Here is a 17,579-nt window from a genome sequence, read left to right as displayed (position 1 = left end):
CAACTTTATCCGGCCTACAAACCAGCATGTAGGCCAGATAAACGTAGCGTCATCCGGCATTTAGCGCAGAATCTTACTTCGCCGGAATAGACTTCAGCAGTTCAGTCAGCAGCGTCCAGTAATGGCCGACGCTTTCGATATGAACCTGCTCATCCGGGGAGTGCGGACCGGTGATAGTTGGCCCGATGGAAACCATGTCCATATCTGGATACGGTTTCTTGAACAGACCACATTCCAGACCAGCGTGGATGATCTGGATATTCGGCGTTTTGTTGAACAGACGCTGATAAGTTTCACGAACCAGGTGCATAACCGGAGAGTTAGCATCCGGCTGCCAGCCTGGGTATCCGCCTTTTGCCTGGGTTTTCGCGCCAGCCAGTTTACCCAGTGAATCCAGCATGCTCACCACGTAGTCTTTACCGCTGTCGATCAGGGAACGGATCAGGCAGTGAATTTCAACGTTGTCGTCAGTCATAGTGACAACGCCGACGTTCAGAGAGGTCTCAACCACACCTTTGGCGACGTCAGAGTTGCGGATTACGCCGTTCGGGGTGGCGTTCAGCAGACGCACAAAGCTGTCGCGAGACTGAGCGGTCAGCGCGGCTTTGTCTTGAGTTACGGCATCCAGCAGCAGAGCCAGGTTCTTCTCTTTGGCTTCCAGTTCGTTTTTCAGGATTTCCTGATAGGTGTTGACCAGCGCTTTTAACGCATCAACTTTATCTGCAGCCACGGCGAGGGTGGCAAAGGCTTCACGCGGAATCGCGTTACGCAGCGTACCGCCGTTGAAATCAACCAGACGCAGATCCAGCTCTTCAGCGTGGCCCGCCAGGAAGCGTACCAGCAGTTTGTTCGCGTTACCGAGACCCACGTGGATTTCGCCGCCGGAGTGACCGCCTTTCAGGCCTTTTAACGTCAGCTTAAAGCTCTGGAATCCAGCCGGGATTGCTTCACGGGACAGCGGCAGGTTAGAGGTAAAGTCGATACCGCCTGCGCAACCCATGTAGATCTCACCTTCTTCTTCAGAGTCGGTGTTGATCAGGATATCTGCCTGCAGCCAGTTAGCCTGCAGACCAAACGCGCCATCCATACCCGCTTCTTCAGTCATGGTCAGCAGAACTTCCAGCGGACCGTGTACCACGCTGTCATCAGCCAGAACGGCCAGCGCAGACGCCATACCGATGCCGTTATCCGCACCCAGCGTGGTGCCACGGGCTTTCACCCATTCGCCGTCAATATAAGGCTGGATAGGATCTTTAGTGAAGTCGTGCACGGTGTCGTTGTTTTTCTGCGGGACCATATCCAGGTGCGCCTGCAGAACGACCGGCTTGCGGTTTTCCATACCTGCGGTTGCGGGTTTGCGAATCAGGATATTACCGACTTGATCGCGCTCGACGTGGAAACCTTTCTCTTGGGCCCAGCTCAGAATGTGTTCAGCGAGCTGCTCTTCATGATAGGACGGATGAGGAATAGAACAGATTTTGGCAAAAATATCCCATAGCGGTTGCGGGGATAATTGAGACAGTTCAGACACGTTGAGTCTCCTTGGCGATGTCCTACAAAACTTGCTTGCAGGCCACGGGGTTAGCAGAATTAAAAACACCACAAGCCAGGCTTGCGCGATGCGATTGAGAATACCACTTTCTCCGCTGACGGCTAGCATAAAGCATGCAAAAAGAGGCGCGGATTCCGCGAAACACTGGTTTTTAGTGCGTCAGATCTCTATAATCTCGCGCAACCTATTTCCCCCTCGAACACTTTTTAAGCCGTAGATAAACAGGCTGGGACACTTCACATGAGCGAAAAATACGTCGTCACCTGGGACATGTTGCAGATCCATGCACGTAAACTGGCAAGCCGCCTGATGCCTTCTGAACAATGGAAAGGCATTATTGCCGTTAGCCGTGGTGGTCTGGTGCCGGGCGCATTGCTGGCGCGTGAATTGGGTATTCGTCATGTCGATACCGTATGCATCTCCAGCTACGATCACGACAACCAGCGCGAACTGAAAGTGCTGAAGCGTGCCGAAGGCGACGGTGAAGGTTTCATCGTAATCGATGACCTGGTTGACACCGGTGGTACCGCCGTTGCGATCCGCGAAATGTATCCTAAAGCGCATTTCGTCACTATCTTCGCTAAGCCGGCTGGTCGCCCGCTGGTGAATGATTATGTTGTTGATATCCCTCAGGATACCTGGATTGAGCAGCCGTGGGATATGGGCGTAGTGTTCGTCCCGCCGATCTCTGGTCGCTAATCTAAAAAGTTTTCAACGCCTGGCAACTGCCGGGCGTTGTTCTTTTTGTGCTGTGTCAGGTTACACTATGCCTTAGTGAGTACTCATGGAGGCTGCAATCATGTCACAGGCTAACCTCAGCGAAGTCCTGTTTAAACCCCGCTTCAAACACCCTGAAACGTCAACACTGGTTCGTCGTTTTAATCACGGCGCGCAGCCGTCCGTACAATCTGCCCTGGATGGCAAAACCATTCCGCACTGGTATCGCATGGTGAATCGCCTGATGTGGATCTGGCGCGGCGTCGACCCGCGCGAAATCCTTGAGGTGCAGGCACGTATCGTGATGAGCGAAGCCGAGCGTACAGATAAAGAACTCTACGATACGGTTATCGGCTATCGCGGTGGGAACTGGATCTATGAGTGGGCGAAGCAGGCGATGGACTGGCAACAGAAAGCGTCTATGGAAGAGGATCCGCAGGTGAGCGGACGCCACTGGCTGCATGCGTCTACGTTGTACAACATTGCCGCTTACCCACACCTGAAAGGCGATGAGCTGGCAGAGCAGGCACAGGCTTTGGCGAATCGCGCCTATGAAGAGGCCGCACAGCGATTGCCGGGCACGCTGCGTGAGATGGAGTTTCCCATCGCTGGCGGTGCGCCGATCACCGGCTTCTTACATATGCCAAAAGGTGACGGTCCGTTCCCGACGGTGCTGATGTGCGGTGGTCTCGATTCCATGCAAACGGATTACTACACCCTGTATGAGCGCTATTTTGCCCCACGGGGTATAGCCATGCTGACGCTGGATATGCCGTCGGTTGGTTTCTCGTCAAAATGGAAACTGACTCAGGATTCCAGCCTGCTGCATCAGCATGTATTAAAAGCGCTGCCTAATGTTCCCTGGGTGGATCACACCCGCGTGGCGGCCTTCGGTTTCCGCTTTGGCGCTAACGTAGCGGTACGTCTGGCGTATCTGGAATCATCGCGTCTGAAGGCGGTGGCCTGTCTGGGGCCAGTGGTTCATGCGCTGCTTAGCGACCCGCAGCGTCAGGCGAGCGTCCCGGAAATGTACCTTGATGTACTGGCTAGCCGCCTGGGGATGCACGACGCCTCCGATGAAGCGCTGCGCGTTGAGCTTAATCGCTATTCATTAAAAGTGCAGGGCCTGCTGGGTCGACGCTGCCCGACGCCAATGCTTTCGGGCTTCTGGAAGAACGACCCGTTTAGCCCGGAAGAAGAGTCACGTTTAATCACATCTTCATCTTCAGACGGTAAGCTACTGGAGATCCCCTTCAACCCGGTGTATCGCAATTTTGACAAAGGGCTGCAGGAAATAACCGGTTGGATCAATCAGAGATTGTGTTAAAAGTTTGCTAAATTTTAGCGATTTGGTAAAACAGGTGCTTCACCTAAGGAGATCGTAATGACGTTACCGAGTGGGCATCCGAAAAGTAGATTGATCAAGAAATTCACCGCGCTTGGCCCGTATATCCGGGAAGGGCAGTGCGAAGATAATCGATTTTTTTTCGATTGTCTGGCTGTTTGCGTCAACGTGAAACCCGCCCCTGAGAAACGCGAGTTCTGGGGCTGGTGGATGGAACTGGAGGCGCAGGAAAAACGTTTCACGTACAGCTATCAGTTTGGTTTGTTTGATAAAGACGGTAACTGGACGGCGGTGCCGGTGAAAGAGACTGAAGTGGTAGAGCGACTGGAATACACCTTACGTGAATTCCATGAAAAATTACGTGGCTTGTTAACGACGCTGAATCTGGCGCTGGAACCTGCTGACGACTTTAAGGATGAACCGGTTAAGTTAACGGCATAATGAACAGTAAAATGCCGGATGGCGGCGCAACCCCATCCGGCATTTTTTATGCTATATCAGAACTGGTAGACCATACCGACAGCAACGATGTCATCATCGTTGATGCCCAGTTTATTATCGCTATCCAACTGGTTGATTTTATAATCAACAAACGCGGACATATTTTTGTTGAAATAATACGTTGCGCCCACGTCGATATAATTCACCAGGTCTTCATTGCCGACGCCTTCAATATCTTTCCCTTTAGAAAGCACATAACCCAGTGACGGACGCAGACCAAAGTCAAACTGGTACTGAACAACCGCTTCGAAGTTCTGTGTTTTATTGGCGAAGCCGCCGGAAATTGGCGTCATATTGCGTGTCTCAGAATAGAACGTCGCAATATAAATATCGTTAGCATCATATTTTAAGCCGGTTGCCCAGGCTTCAGCTTTATCACCCGTACCGCGAGTTTGCAGATTCTGCTGGTTGGTACGATCGGAGTTGGTATAAGCGCCGCTCACCGCGAAATCGCTGCCGCCAAAGTCATAAGTAACAGAAGTACCAAAACCGTCGCCGTTCTGTTTTTTCACATCGCGATCCTGGTTTTTACCCTGGTATTGCAGGGTCAGATCCAGGCCATCCACGACGCCAAAAAAGTCGGTGTTACGGTAAGTTGCCAGACCGCTGGCGCGTTTGGTCATAAAGTTATCGGTCTGTGCGGAGGAGTCGCCACCAAATTCCGGGAACATATCGGTCCAGGCTTCCACGTCATACAGCGCGCCCAGGTTACGACCATAATCAAACGAGCCAAAATCTTTTAATTTCACACCAGCGAAGGCCAGACGTGTTTTTTGTTGGTTAGAGTCGCTTTCAGCTTTATTGCCGGCAAACTCTGCTTCCCAACGACCATAACCGGTTAGTTGATCGTTAATTTGCGTTTCGCCTTTAAAACCTAAACGGATATAGCTTTGGTCACCATCTTTGCTGTCATAATCCGTCATGTAATGCATGGCTTTTACTTTGCCGTACAAGTCCAGCTTATTACCATTCTTGTTATACACTTCCGCTGCCTGTACGGATGCTGATGCAACAATTCCCATCACCACTAATGCCAGAGTGCTATTTTTCATTTTCATTCCTGATTAAAAGTACGCGCTAATATTCACTGGGTGTGATCCCCGTAAAAAGACAGGAGGGTTTTTAACGTCTGGCAATGAACGTTTTATGACAAAGTAAGAATATTTTTAAAAAAGGATGTTTTTTTGTTTCTGTAATAAATGCGTCAAAATCTGCCGCTACGCTTGCTGATCCTGCGCAATAAAATTTCATGCTTTGTGCGCTGGCTGTTGGCAACCGGGGCCAGTCCTGCTAAAACGTTCGTTTGATATCATTTTCCCCAATTTTGAATGGCAGAGAATCATGAGTGACAGCCAGACGCTGGTGGTAAAACTTGGCACCAGTGTGTTAACGGGCGGATCCCGCCGCCTGAACCGCGCCCACATCGTAGAACTGGTTCGCCAGTGCGCGCAGCTCCATGCCGCAGGGCATCGTATTGTTATCGTTACCTCTGGTGCGATTGCCGCCGGACGTGAGCATCTTGGTTACCCGGAGCTCCCGGCAACGATAGCTTCGAAACAGCTGTTGGCGGCGGTCGGGCAGAGCCGACTGATTCAACTGTGGGAACAGCTGTTCTCGATTTACGGTATTCATATCGGGCAGATGCTGCTGACGCGTGCAGATATGGAAGACAGAGAGCGCTTCCTCAACGCCCGCGATACGCTCCGCGCGCTGCTGGATAACAACATTGTTCCTGTCATTAATGAGAATGACGCCGTAGCGACCGCTGAGATTAAAGTCGGCGATAACGACAACCTCTCCGCGCTGGCGGCAATTCTGGCCGGTGCCGATAAGCTGCTGTTGTTGACCGATCAGCAGGGGCTGTTCACCGCCGATCCACGCACTAACCCGCAGGCTGAGCTGATTAAAGACGTACACGGCATTGATGATGCGCTGCGCGCCATTGCCGGGGATAGCGTCTCGGGTCTGGGAACCGGCGGCATGGGAACAAAACTGCAGGCAGCCGATGTCGCGTGCCGCGCCGGGATCGACACCATTATTGCCGCAGGCAGCAAGCCGGGCGTGATTGGCGACGTGATGGAAGGCGTTTCCGTTGGGACGCGTTTTCATGCTCAGGCCTCTCCGCTGGAGAACCGTAAACGCTGGATCTTTGGCGCGCCGCCTGCCGGGGAGATTACCGTCGATGAGGGCGCGACCGCAGCAATTCTGGAACGCGGCAGCTCATTACTGCCAAAAGGCATTAAAAGCGTGACAGGTAACTTTTCTCGTGGTGAAGTGATCCGCATCTGCAATCTCGAAGGGCGCGATATTGCCCACGGCGTCACCCGCTATAACAGCGATGCGCTGCGCCGTATTGCCGGACATCACTCACAACAGATCGACACTATCCTGGGCTACGAATACGGTCCGGTTGCTGTCCATCGCGACGACATGATCACCCGTTAAGGAACAAGCATATGCTGGAACAAATGGGCATTGCTGCCAAAGCCGCGTCATACAAGCTGGCGCTGCTCTCCAGTCGCGAAAAAAATCGCGTACTGGAAACCATTGCTGATGAGCTGGAAGCGCAAACGGAAAGCATCCTCAGCGCGAACATACAAGATGTTGAGCAGGCGCGAGCCAACGGCCTGAGCGAAGCGATGCTCGACCGCCTGGCGCTGACGCCGGCGCGTCTGAAAGCGATTGCTGACGATGTGCGCCAGGTCTGTAATCTTGCCGACCCGGTAGGGCAGGTGATTGACGGCGGCATGCTGGATAGCGGTCTGCGTCTGGAGCGTCGTCGCGTCCCGCTGGGCGTGATTGGCGTGATTTATGAAGCGCGTCCAAACGTCACCGTTGATGTTGCCTCACTGTGCCTGAAAACCGGCAATGCGGTGATTCTGCGCGGTGGGAAAGAGACCTACCGGACCAACGCCGCCACCGTGGCGGTTATCCAAAAGGCGCTGGAAGCCTGCGGTTTACCCGCGGCTGCCGTACAGTCAATTGATAACCCGGACCGCGCGCTGGTCGCCGAAATGCTGCGAATGGATAAGTACATCGATATGCTGATCCCTCGCGGTGGCGCGGGTCTGCATAAGCTGTGCCGTGAACAGTCGACCATCCCGGTCATCACCGGCGGTATTGGCGTATGCCATATTTATGTTGATGATACCGCGGAGATCGCCCCGGCCCTGAAGATTATCGTTAACGCTAAAACCCAGCGTCCAAGCACCTGTAACACTGTAGAAACTCTGCTGGTGCATCAGGATATTGCTGAGCGTTTCCTGCCTGCGTTAAGCCAAAAGATGGCGGATAGCGGTGTTACGCTGCACGGTGATGAAATCGTGATGCAGGTTCTGCATGGCCCTGCCAAACTGGTGCCACTAAAACCGGAAGAGCTGGATAACGAGTTTCTGTCTCTGGATCTGAATGTTGTGGTGGTCGAAAATATGGATGGTGCTATCGCCCATATTCGCGAACACGGTACCCAGCACTCGGACGCCATACTGACGCGCACGCTCAGCAACGCCAACCGTTTCGTGAATGAAGTGGACTCTTCTGCCGTGTATGTAAACGCCTCTACTCGTTTTACCGATGGCGGCCAGTTCGGACTGGGTGCGGAAGTGGCGGTGAGCACGCAAAAACTGCATGCACGTGGCCCAATGGGACTGGAAGCACTGACCACATATAAGTGGATTGGCTTCGGTGACGACACGGTTCGTGCGTAATTGAAACTGGGTGATGCAATAATAGCCATCTGATTTAAACAGCTATTAAGGCATCACCCAGTTAATTCTAACCTTCACCCCGCTGCCGCATTTTTTATCCTGCGTTTTTAACATCATCCGCACCAGTCTGGTTCTGACCTATGCATTCTCTGACGCCAGAAAGGCGGCGTATCACAGAATTTTCCCTGCCTGCATGAATTTTCCTGGTCTTCGTTTCACATATTGTTCCCATGGCCCGATCTATTAGAATCAATCTCATTTTTATGAGGAGTTGTTGCGTGAAATCGGATATTCACAAACTAAGCATTCCTGTTGTGCCGCTTGGCAACCCGTTTCCTCCCCGTCATTGTTCGCTGTGCCCAAAGGGAGCGGCGATTGATCGTGATAATCAATACAAATTAATAGACAAAAGAAGGCGGTTTAAAGCTGGGGAGATACTCGCTCGGCAGGATGAAACCGCGGATATGCTTTTTGTTATCCATGAGGGGTACTGCAAGTCCAGCGTGGAATGTGGCGATAACGTTTTTATCAGCCGCTTTTATGTTCCGGGAGATATCATGGCGCTGGATGCTGTCGAAGGGGGGAAGTACCTGACAACTATCCAGGCCGCAACGGCTGCAGAGGTTTGCCACATTGATATTGCGCGGTTGTTCAAGGTAGCAGAGAAGGAGCCTTCGGTAGCTGCCGCAGTCATCAAGTTTCTCTGCAGGGACAATGGATTCATTGTTGAAAAACTGCGGCGCTATGCGAATAAACATGCTGAGGCCAGGATCGCGGCTTTCCTGGTGGAATTTTACGAGATGCATTTACGCATCGGCAGGCCAGAAACGACGCTTCGCTTGCCATTTTCTCGGGAGGAAATTGCCAGTTATCTCGATCTTAAAATTGAAACCGTTAGCCGCTCATTAAAATCACTTGAACAGCAGAATTTGATTACCTTACATAGGGTACGTACCGTAACAATTAATAGTTATCTTGGTTTAAAACGTTTTATCTAATTTTCTATTTAACGATAATCATTATCTCTTCTGATAAGCCAGGAATATTCATTTTATATGGAAAATTCCTGGTTTTAATTTTGTCAAATAATTATCAATTAGAATGTAGTTTCTGTAGGTGAATGATTTATTTATAAGAATATTCCCGTGCAAATGGATATATCATGAGAATTTTCTTGCGGCGTTAAAAATTTAGCATAATTGCAACAAATAATAAGCATTATAGAGAAACTATGGAGGTGTTAATTATCTTTATGTTTTGTAAGGGTTTTACTCTCGTTGTATTTGTATGATCTTTTTGATATTTATCAAAAACATAAAAAAGATGAATTGTTTGATTTGTCTTATTTATTTGGGTGATAGTTCTGAGTCATGGTGTTATTTAAGTAAATTAAACTTAGGAAACTTCTTATATTATCGTTTTAGTGGGAAAATTCTTAGTCTTTTTGTAATTTTTGCGTTTCAGGGTTTGTTGAGATGTTACTTAATTCAAATGATAATTTTTGGGCGCGGCAATTATGGCTCGCAATTAATGGAACCGCTGGAGTGACTTAATAATAAGACTCGGTGGTGAGTTTGTTCTTAGGAGAAGATAAAAATGAAAAAATTATTATTAGTGACCTCTCTGGCGTCTGTATTTGTTGCGGCAAATGCAATGGCAGATGTCACTGCTTCTGCAACGGCCTCGTGGGACGCGACGGCAACAAAAGATACCACCAGCATGTTGGTCGTCACTCCGCTAAACTCTTTGACTTTCCAGTATGCGGAAGGTCTGAATGGCTTCAACTCCCAGGATGGCGCGTTTGATGTGACTATTCAGGGCCAGGAAACGGCAACTGATTTTGAACTGACCGCTCAGATTATTAGCAATACTCTGACCAACGCCAGTGGTGATGCGTCTACCCTGAACGTAGGGGTGGCATGGAATGGCACCGCGTTGACTAATTCATCAGATACTGTCCTGGTAAATTCCAGCTCGACTTCTGGTCTTGAAAGCCTGATGGCTGATGGCGCTTACAACGGTGCTGACCGCGTCAGCGATCAATCCAACTTCAAATTCACCATTGCGTCTGCGACTTCTGATGGAAGCACGCCGGTAACGGATTACTCTGCACTGCCAGACGGCTATTGGACTGGTGATGTAAAAGTACAGTTCAATGCAACCTGGACGACTCCGTCCGCCTAAGAAATAAAATTTCGGGAGGAGAAATTCTCCCGAATTTATCAGGAATGGTGTCATGAATAAATATTTACCGGCAGCAATGTTGGTAGGGTTGGTAATCTCTTTTTCCAGCTGGGCAATTAACGTTGGTGATATCACGTCGATAATGACTTCTTCTGAGAGTTCATTATCGAAAGAAATTACTAATACGACAGATTCGGCTCGTTATGTCAGCGTATCGGTAAAAAAACTGTCATCACCTTTAGCGGGCGGAGTCGAAATAAAACCCGTTAATTCCGGGGAATTACTCTCTACGCCTGCCAATCTAATTCTGCCTGGTCAGGCAAAGGATGTTTTTCGCTTCTTTTATAAAGGGCCAGTTGATGATATCGAGCGTTATTATCGTCTGCAATGGATAGATGAGCCGGTCACCGAGAGCGCGGAAACCAGGGCCAATAAATTGGCTGTTGCGACAGCGTCAGCAGAAATTGGCACAATCTTGGTCGTTGCGCCGCGAAAAGAGCGTTTTGAATATAACCGTAATGGTGATGTTATTAGCAATACTGGCAATGTTTCATTTCGAGTAATCGCCTATGGGGCTTGCAAAGATAATGCTCGCGATCAGGGGCGGGGCTGTCGTGAACGTTATTACATTATGCCAGGTACAAAAATAAAACTGCAGTTCACCGACATTAGTAATAGCCGCTCACGCATCGGTATCTGGCACGGTAAGCAGTTTATTACAGTGAAGTGATGGTCAATAGCAGCCATCTGTACGGGATAAATAAAAATACCGGATTGTAAGGATGCATATGACAACAACATATATTGTTGGCGGTAGCATTTGTCTTTTTCTTGCGCTGACACCAGGAACTTCACATGCAGCCCCAGTAAAAGTGGGTAATTACGTTATTCCCAGCGCTTTCGCCCGTTCACTGGAGCAGGGAATGACGGTGCCGGTATATATACGTTACAACGAGACTGATGAGAAAAGTCAGCAAAAAATTGCCGATGCGGTGATTTCGCTTGTTGATGGCAATATTACAGTTAAAGCACTGACTCTTGCTGAATTGCCCAATAATGCTGTGTTATCCGAGAAAACCCGCGCGTTAGTGGAAAAAATCCGTGATGTAAAGTTTCACGATAATACGAATATTGAACTGTCAGATGATGCTCGACTGCAACTTAATGTCTCATCATTTCACCTGGAGATGATTGTCAGCAAAGATGCGTTAACTGAAGCGATTGTCGCGCGTAGTAGCTTGCTTGGACCTTCCAGCGTTGAAACTCTGTCTAACGTCCTGAACTACAACTTTGGTACCTACTACAACGATTACCGAAATGGCAGCAGTACCCGCAGCTATCTGACGATGGACAATACAACATCGCTGCGGGAGCACCACATTAATGTTAACGGTTCGTTTTACGGCATCGGTGACAGCAATGGTACCAGTAAACTTTATCGTGCGATGTATGAGCGCGATTATGAAGGGTATCGACTGGCGCTGGGGATGCTTGATACATGGAATGTCCAGTCTATTGCCAGCCTGAATGCGCTGAATGGTGGGAAAATTTACGGTGTGAGCTACGGGAACAAAGGAAGTACGGTTGTTGAGAATACCGCACTTTCACTCACGCCGATTACCGTATTTTTGCCAGCCGCTGGTGAGGTTCATGTCTTCCGCGATGGACGTTTGCTCAGCGTGCAGAACTTTAATATGGGCAGCTATGAAATTGATACCAGTCGCTTTCCGTATGGTGTTTACGACGTCACGGTAGATATCGTGGTCAATGGGCGGACAATTAATAGTCGTGTCAGCCGGGTTAATAAGATCTTTGCTCGCCAACAAGCTGCCGGCATTCATCAGCTCTCATGGCAGTTTTTTGGTGGTTCGCTGGATTATGATCGGGTGAGCTATAAGCGTAACCACTATCAGGATTTGGGTAATGAGCAGACCTGGATTGCCGGGGGGGCGGCATCGGTGACGCTGACGATATTGTCGGGGCTGGGCCTGAAATCAACGATCTACGGTTTTGACAACAATGCGGTTAATGAAACGGATGTCACGCTGAATGTGAATGAATACGTCAGTATTGGCAATCAGATGTTGGTAGCGAACGATTCATCATGGCGAAACATCAGTAACATTAATCTCAATGTCCCTGAGGGATATGGTTCCCTTTGGGCATCTCGTGAAGACAGTAAAATTGGCGATCGCTTGCCTATGCAGGAGCGTGATAACTATTCCATTGGCGGAACTCTTAACCTCGGAAAGTTTATTCCTCATGGTGGTTCACTCACCGTTAGTCAGACGGAGAATCGTTACTCAGGCAATAAATACCGTAATCTGGATTACAACACGACTCTCTATTCGGGAAGGTATGCCACGATTGGGTTACGTGCAGGAATTCAGCGTTATTACTACAACAACCGAAATGACGATGGGCGACAGGAACGTTATGTCAGCCTGGACTTATCGTTGCCGTTGGCGACCTGGTTGAGCATGGGCGTCTCCCGAGATCGCTATGGCAGCACCCAAGGTAATCTCAGTGCACGAAAACAGTATGCTGAAGGGCCGATTAAATCGGTCGGATTATCGGCATCAACGCGTCTGAGTGGTGAACAGTATTACGACAATAATTATTCGGTAAACGGCAATCTAAGTTATGACACGAAATATAACGCTGGCACCGTATCGGTAACACGTTCTGCTGACAACTCCACCAATATGAACTTCTCTTCCCAAGGTTCTCTGGCATGGGCAGGTAAAGACTTCGGTCTGAGTAAAGAGAGACAGCGTTCTGGCGTTATCGTAAAAACAGATTTGACCGGCGAGGGGAAACTGGCTGCGAAGATTAATAACCGCAATTATCTTCTCAGCGGTAAATCAAATTTTATTGCGTTGCCGCCTTATGCTCAGTACAAGCTGGAGATCCTTAATGATAAAAATTCTGAAGACAGCTTCGATATTGTTTCAGGGCGCAAACAGGAACTGACGCTTTATCCGGGCAACGTTGGCGTTATCAACCCTGAAGTGAAAAGCATGGTCACCGTATTCGGTCGCATTCGTTATCCCGATGGACAGTTGGCTGCAAATACCGATATTCATAACCACATCGGTAAAACACGTACGGATGCAAAAGGTGAGTTTGCTATCGATATTGATAAAAAGTATCCGGTTATTACGTTAATTTCTGCCAATGGCGGGGTATGTGAAGCCGATCTGGATCTGGAAAAAGCACGCGGCGCGGCGTGGGTTGGCGATGTGAAATGTGCAACGCAAACCACGATGGCACAACGATAAGGTATTAATAATGAATAAATCTCTATCTCTTATTTTTGGGTGTGCCTTTGCCGTGTTATCCCCATCTGCCTGGGCGCTCTCGGCATCCACTCAGGCAGCAGTCAATAACAATTATTTGTTTATAGAAAACAATGTTGATAACGAATACTTTATTACACCTTCCTCTCTTGATCCCCGCATTAGCGGGTCGAACACCTGGGTAAAATATGGAAACGATCAGGATAGCCTGGGATACATAGGTATCGTTGGCTGGGTGGCCAATACCTCATATTATAAGGATATGTGGATTGATAATTCGCCAATCAGTGAACCATTCCGGGGTATTCGTTGCACCACTGGTGCTAATTGCCCAGCATCTGGCTACATTGCTGCCGAGCTAACCGATCAATTTGGTTTTTATCACACTAAAGCAACCGGATCCGGGATCGCCGGTGGATACTATGGTTTTGCATCGCTGACAGACTCGGCGTATGAATACTTCCGCAATATGTCGGTCGGAAGCGCAGAGACATATAACCTTAATTTTTGTCGAACCACGATTGACTATGATTATGCGGCTGGACAGCGTTGTAAAGACCAGAGCAGCGGTAATTGGTACATCAGACCTTATACATTAAATAAAATAGGTCATTTGTCTTTGGTTTCTACCAATGCATTTCAGGAGTTATGGGTTGCCAGTGATGGTACGCCGAGCATCACTAAAGACAGTGGTTATTGTGAGCTGGGTGTGGTCAGTCGTGAAGATGGCGTTATCTGTAAGATGATTTCATACAATTTAAATCAAACCAGCAACCTGACGGCTTCACTACGTATTCGTATGTATGCGGATAGCGGTTTGCTTGGTTTTACACCGGCAGCTGCCACAATTAAATATTCTGGTGATGGTCAATCCTGGACTAATTTTAGCTCGACGTCGATTTATTATAATGTTTTTAGTAATGGTGGCGAGTATGTCTATGTTTTTTTGTCGAAAACATTCCTGAAAAATATGGTGGACAGTGGCGTCAGTATCACCAACAGCCAACCATTTACATTTGCTTTTACAAATAGCGTGACGCCAGAGTCGGGGTATTACCAGTTTACTCCTTCGCTACAGCTCAATATTGTGCCAAAGGAATATGGGATCAGTATTATCTCATCGGATAACAGCACCTCGGCAAGCGGCAGCGGCACAATTGGCGAGACCGCTCCGATTGAAATGGATTACACCGTGACGGTCTCGGGGCCTCGTCAGGCTGATAGCATTACCGCACAAGTTATTGGGGAAAGTACGACGATAAACAATGTGCCTTACTGCCTGTTTACGTCTGCGCAAGGCGGGCTGTCCGTCCCAATTCCCGCCTTTCTGCAATACAACAGTGAGTCGGGGGGCGTGGTGCAAAAACGAAATAGCTGCAGTGAAGCGGCAATCAGCATGAGAGATGCGCAATGGCAACAGACGCCCTGGGACGCAAATAATACAGATGATGGAAGCTATTTTGCGACTGATTTGAAATTGCTTTTCCCAATGAATGATTCGCGTTCGATGTTGACCGTTTCTGGGGCGGATTGGGAAGGTGTTGTCAGTGCCAGCGGAGAGATCAAAGTGACGGCGAACTGGGTGGGAGTGACGCCATGAGCCACTGCCGTTTGGCGCTAAGATGGATATTGGCCTTGCTTTCCGGGCTGGCAGTGTTCTCCGCACAGGCAGTCTATCTGGAGTCGACTATTTATGAGATGCCATCGGATAAATCATTTATCAGTAAACGAATCTATAACGATAGCCAGAAACAGAACGTGTACAGTATTAGCGCAGTTAAAATAGATAAACCGGGACCGGGAGGTGAAAACAGAAGTGCTATTGCCGAAGGCGAACTTTTGTTTACTCCGCTCCGTTTTTCACTGGCACCGCAGGCAAGTGAGTTTTTTAAGATTTTCTATCGTGGCCCGCAGGATGATAAAGAACGCTATTACCGAATACTGTTTCGTGAAATGCCGATAACGCTGTTTACCGAGCGTAATCAAGGGAAAGGCGGACAGGCTCTCCCGGTGATCGCTATGGATACCATATTGGTCGTTCGTCCGAGGAAAATGAACCTGGCCTACACCATTGATGAGATAAACGGGACGTTGAAAAACACAGGGAATACTTTTTTCAAAATTATCGTACACCAGGGGTGTCACTCAACTGATGATGAAGCCACCATGCGTTATGTGTTACCGGGGGAAACCTGGCATAGTAGTGAGTTGAAAACAAAAAACCGGAAATTTATCGTAGCGTTGCAGAAATACCTACCCGTGGGTCAGGGTTGCTTAAAGCTTAATCATTAAGGGTGTTGGGTCTGAACCAATATGCCCTGATTATATATTGAACCTATACTGTCACTCGCTATAGAAAATGTAGCAATAAATTTAGAGTCGATGAAACAATATGTCGCGCATATTGCCGGAAATGTTTATGAATACAAGATCTACGACATCCTCTCTTAGTTTGCCGGTCAGCATAAACTACGGTAGTATGTTATTCTGTTGGTCATTGTAGTTATATGTTTTGTAAATTTTGTATTTATAGTTTTTTGTTTTGTAATGAAGTGAAAGTGAGTAAAGGGATTTGTACTGATTAAGAAATGGAGATTTTTCTTTTTCAATTTTTAAATGGAACTTACGGTGTGATGAGAATACTCATATGGATAACTGTGATTATAAATTCTGAATTTACGTGATATGGCTTATGGATAAAGTTATATCACGAATCGCCTTATGATTATTGGAGGTCGAAGGTGTTGTATATTCTCTCGTGAATAGAGCGAGGGACCTGCTATGCCATAAATTTAAGTTGGTGATAACTATGAATACGAAAAGAATTTTTCTGCTCAGTTATGATACTTTCCTTTTTTCAGGAATAAAAGCATGGTTACCAAATCTGGTATTGATCGATGCACGGACATTTATTTCTGGCACGCAGTCAGTTATGTCGCAATATCCGTCCTGCTTGCTGGTGATCGATAACCGGTTGCCATTATTATTGGTCAAAAAATGGCTTCAGAGAAACAGTACACAGTTCATCAACATACACTGTATTGTTCTGCGGATGTGCGAAACCCTGCCTGTTAATCGGGGATATGAAGAATATTCCTTTATCAATGGGGGGGAATTGTCGGAGCAGTTGATCGCTCAATTAAAAGAGAGTCTATTGGCACCTAACAAAGTTGTGGAAGTCAATAAAGATTCACCGATGTTTACTTTTAACTTGACTGAATTTGAAGAAGAAATGCTGTATTCATCATTCACAAAAGAAAAACTGCATGATTTCTGTATTGCTAATTCGCTAACAATTAAGTCAGTGTATCGTTATCGGGATAAAATTACTGCTCGCCTCGGCTTTTCCAATTTTAATGAAACTGTTATCTTTTTAACCCGAAATAATTTATTAAATGAAAGCTCTATAATCAATAATAATGTGAATGGGGATGCAGTTTACACTGACGCATATGATGTTTCGGATACTAGTAGACTGAGTATGGCAATAAGGAATGAGGAGATCATTCCTTATTTTCAGCCCATCGTGAATATCAGGGGCGATGTTTGTGGTGTTGAGGTCTTGGCTCGTTGGCCACAGGGACATAACTATGCTATTTCTCAGCGAGAGTTTATTCCATTGGCTGAAAAAAGTGGCTTAATCAATGAGTTAACTAGCTATTTAATGACCGCTGTTGCGCGCAATCTGGTCTCTGGAGGCGCAAGCATTAATAAAACTCTGTTCGTTTCTTTTAATGTCAGTCCGTCAGGTTTAAATAATCCCGTATTCTATTGGGAATGCCTTAATTTTATGGAGATAACGCAAGGTCTGCCGATAAAATTGATGATAGAGATAACAGAGAACCAGACGTTCACGATCACTCCTGCAATCAAAGAACTTATTCGTTCGTTACGAAATAAAGGTGTGTTGTTTGCTTTGGATGATTTTGGTACTGGATACGCTAATCTCTGCTATCTCAATGAGTTAGACCTGGATGTAATCAAAATTGATAAAAGCTTCATTAAGGAAATTAAAGAGGTTGATCAATATATCCCTATGCTCGAGTCAATTACTCACCTTTCAGGACTTCTGGGGTTACGTACGGTGGCCGAGGGCGTTGAAAATGACTATCAGCAACAATGGCTGGGAAAAAATAATGTTGACTATCTGCAGGGGTATCAGTTTCTACCGCCAGTGACATTTAATGATTTTATCCGGTATTACCAGCAGTCTGTAGATTTGTTTGAATCAGCGTCGGATTCACCTTTATCTACGTAATTCATTTTTGACACGG

Annotated in this window: 14 protein-coding genes; 12 read left to right on the top strand and 2 right to left on the bottom strand. The window is 47.6% G+C overall.

The window, feature by feature from the left end:
- Positions 1-73: 73 nt before the first annotated feature.
- Positions 74-1,531, bottom strand: coding sequence for a cytosol nonspecific dipeptidase (gene pepD / locus LY264_RS19660; protein WP_008783788.1), 1,458 nt, complete (start codon positions 1,529-1,531; stop codon positions 74-76).
- A gap of 261 nt (positions 1,532-1,792) precedes the next feature.
- Between pepD and gpt the strand changes: the two genes are divergently transcribed.
- From gpt to crl, 3 genes are all read left to right on the top strand, one after another.
- Complete coding sequence (gene gpt / locus LY264_RS19655; RefSeq protein ID WP_003031380.1) at positions 1,793-2,251, top strand: xanthine phosphoribosyltransferase; 459 nt, start codon at positions 1,793-1,795, stop codon at positions 2,249-2,251.
- A gap of 100 nt (positions 2,252-2,351) precedes the next feature.
- Positions 2,352-3,596: an esterase FrsA gene (gene frsA, locus LY264_RS19650; protein WP_020996608.1), complete on the top strand. Its 1,245-nt coding sequence runs from the start codon at positions 2,352-2,354 to the stop codon at positions 3,594-3,596.
- Positions 3,597-3,653: 57 nt separating this feature from the next.
- Positions 3,654-4,055, top strand: a complete 402-nt coding sequence (gene crl, locus LY264_RS19645) for a sigma factor-binding protein Crl (RefSeq protein ID WP_008783790.1) — start codon at positions 3,654-3,656, stop codon at positions 4,053-4,055.
- 56 nt (positions 4,056-4,111) lie between these two features.
- Here crl and phoE read toward each other — a convergent pair whose 3' ends face one another.
- A complete protein-coding gene (phoE, locus tag LY264_RS19640; RefSeq protein ID WP_048226434.1) occupies positions 4,112-5,167 on the bottom strand; it encodes a phosphoporin PhoE in 1,056 nt (351 codons plus the stop codon).
- Positions 5,168-5,456: 289 nt separating this feature from the next.
- On the opposite strand from phoE, the gene proB reads away from it, so the two are divergent.
- The 9 genes from proB (at position 5,457) to LY264_RS19595 (ending at position 17,563) form a co-directional block, all read left to right on the top strand.
- Positions 5,457-6,560: a glutamate 5-kinase gene (proB, locus tag LY264_RS19635; protein WP_003031373.1), complete on the top strand. Its 1,104-nt coding sequence runs from the start codon at positions 5,457-5,459 to the stop codon at positions 6,558-6,560.
- An 11-nt stretch (positions 6,561-6,571) separates the two neighbouring features.
- Complete coding sequence (gene proA, locus LY264_RS19630) at positions 6,572-7,822, top strand: glutamate-5-semialdehyde dehydrogenase (protein WP_048226433.1); 1,251 nt, start codon at positions 6,572-6,574, stop codon at positions 7,820-7,822.
- A gap of 278 nt (positions 7,823-8,100) precedes the next feature.
- On the top strand, positions 8,101-8,820 hold the full coding sequence (locus LY264_RS19625; RefSeq protein WP_048226431.1) for a Crp/Fnr family transcriptional regulator: 720 nt from the start codon (positions 8,101-8,103) through the stop codon (positions 8,818-8,820).
- A 598-nt stretch (positions 8,821-9,418) separates the two neighbouring features.
- The gene (ecpA, locus tag LY264_RS19620) at positions 9,419-10,006 is read left to right on the top strand and encodes a common pilus major fimbrillin subunit EcpA (protein ID WP_003830835.1); all 588 of its coding nucleotides are present in this window, start codon (positions 9,419-9,421) and stop codon (positions 10,004-10,006) included.
- 52 nt (positions 10,007-10,058) lie between these two features.
- Positions 10,059-10,736, top strand: a complete 678-nt coding sequence (locus tag LY264_RS19615; RefSeq protein WP_048226429.1) for an EcpB family pilus assembly chaperone — start codon at positions 10,059-10,061, stop codon at positions 10,734-10,736.
- A gap of 58 nt (positions 10,737-10,794) precedes the next feature.
- The gene (locus LY264_RS19610; protein WP_048226427.1) at positions 10,795-13,287 is read left to right on the top strand and encodes a CS1-pili formation C-terminal domain-containing protein; all 2,493 of its coding nucleotides are present in this window, start codon (positions 10,795-10,797) and stop codon (positions 13,285-13,287) included.
- 10 nt (positions 13,288-13,297) lie between these two features.
- Positions 13,298-14,905 carry a hypothetical protein gene (locus tag LY264_RS19605; protein WP_020996605.1) on the top strand — a complete coding sequence of 536 codons (1,608 nt, stop codon included), beginning with the start codon at positions 13,298-13,300 and terminating at the stop codon, positions 14,903-14,905.
- Positions 14,902-15,597: a fimbrial biogenesis chaperone gene (locus LY264_RS19600; protein WP_048226424.1), complete on the top strand. Its 696-nt coding sequence runs from the start codon at positions 14,902-14,904 to the stop codon at positions 15,595-15,597. The genes LY264_RS19605 and LY264_RS19600 overlap by 4 nt, the downstream gene beginning before the upstream one ends.
- Before the next feature lie 517 nt (positions 15,598-16,114).
- Positions 16,115-17,563, top strand: coding sequence for an EAL domain-containing protein (locus LY264_RS19595; RefSeq protein WP_048226422.1), 1,449 nt, complete (start codon positions 16,115-16,117; stop codon positions 17,561-17,563).
- Positions 17,564-17,579 lie beyond the last annotated feature (16 nt).

Source organism: Citrobacter portucalensis, assembly GCF_023374935.1.
In the GTDB taxonomy this organism is placed as follows: Bacteria; Pseudomonadota; Gammaproteobacteria; order Enterobacterales; family Enterobacteriaceae; genus Citrobacter; species Citrobacter portucalensis.
This window is presented reverse-complemented; position numbering and strand designations above follow the sequence as displayed.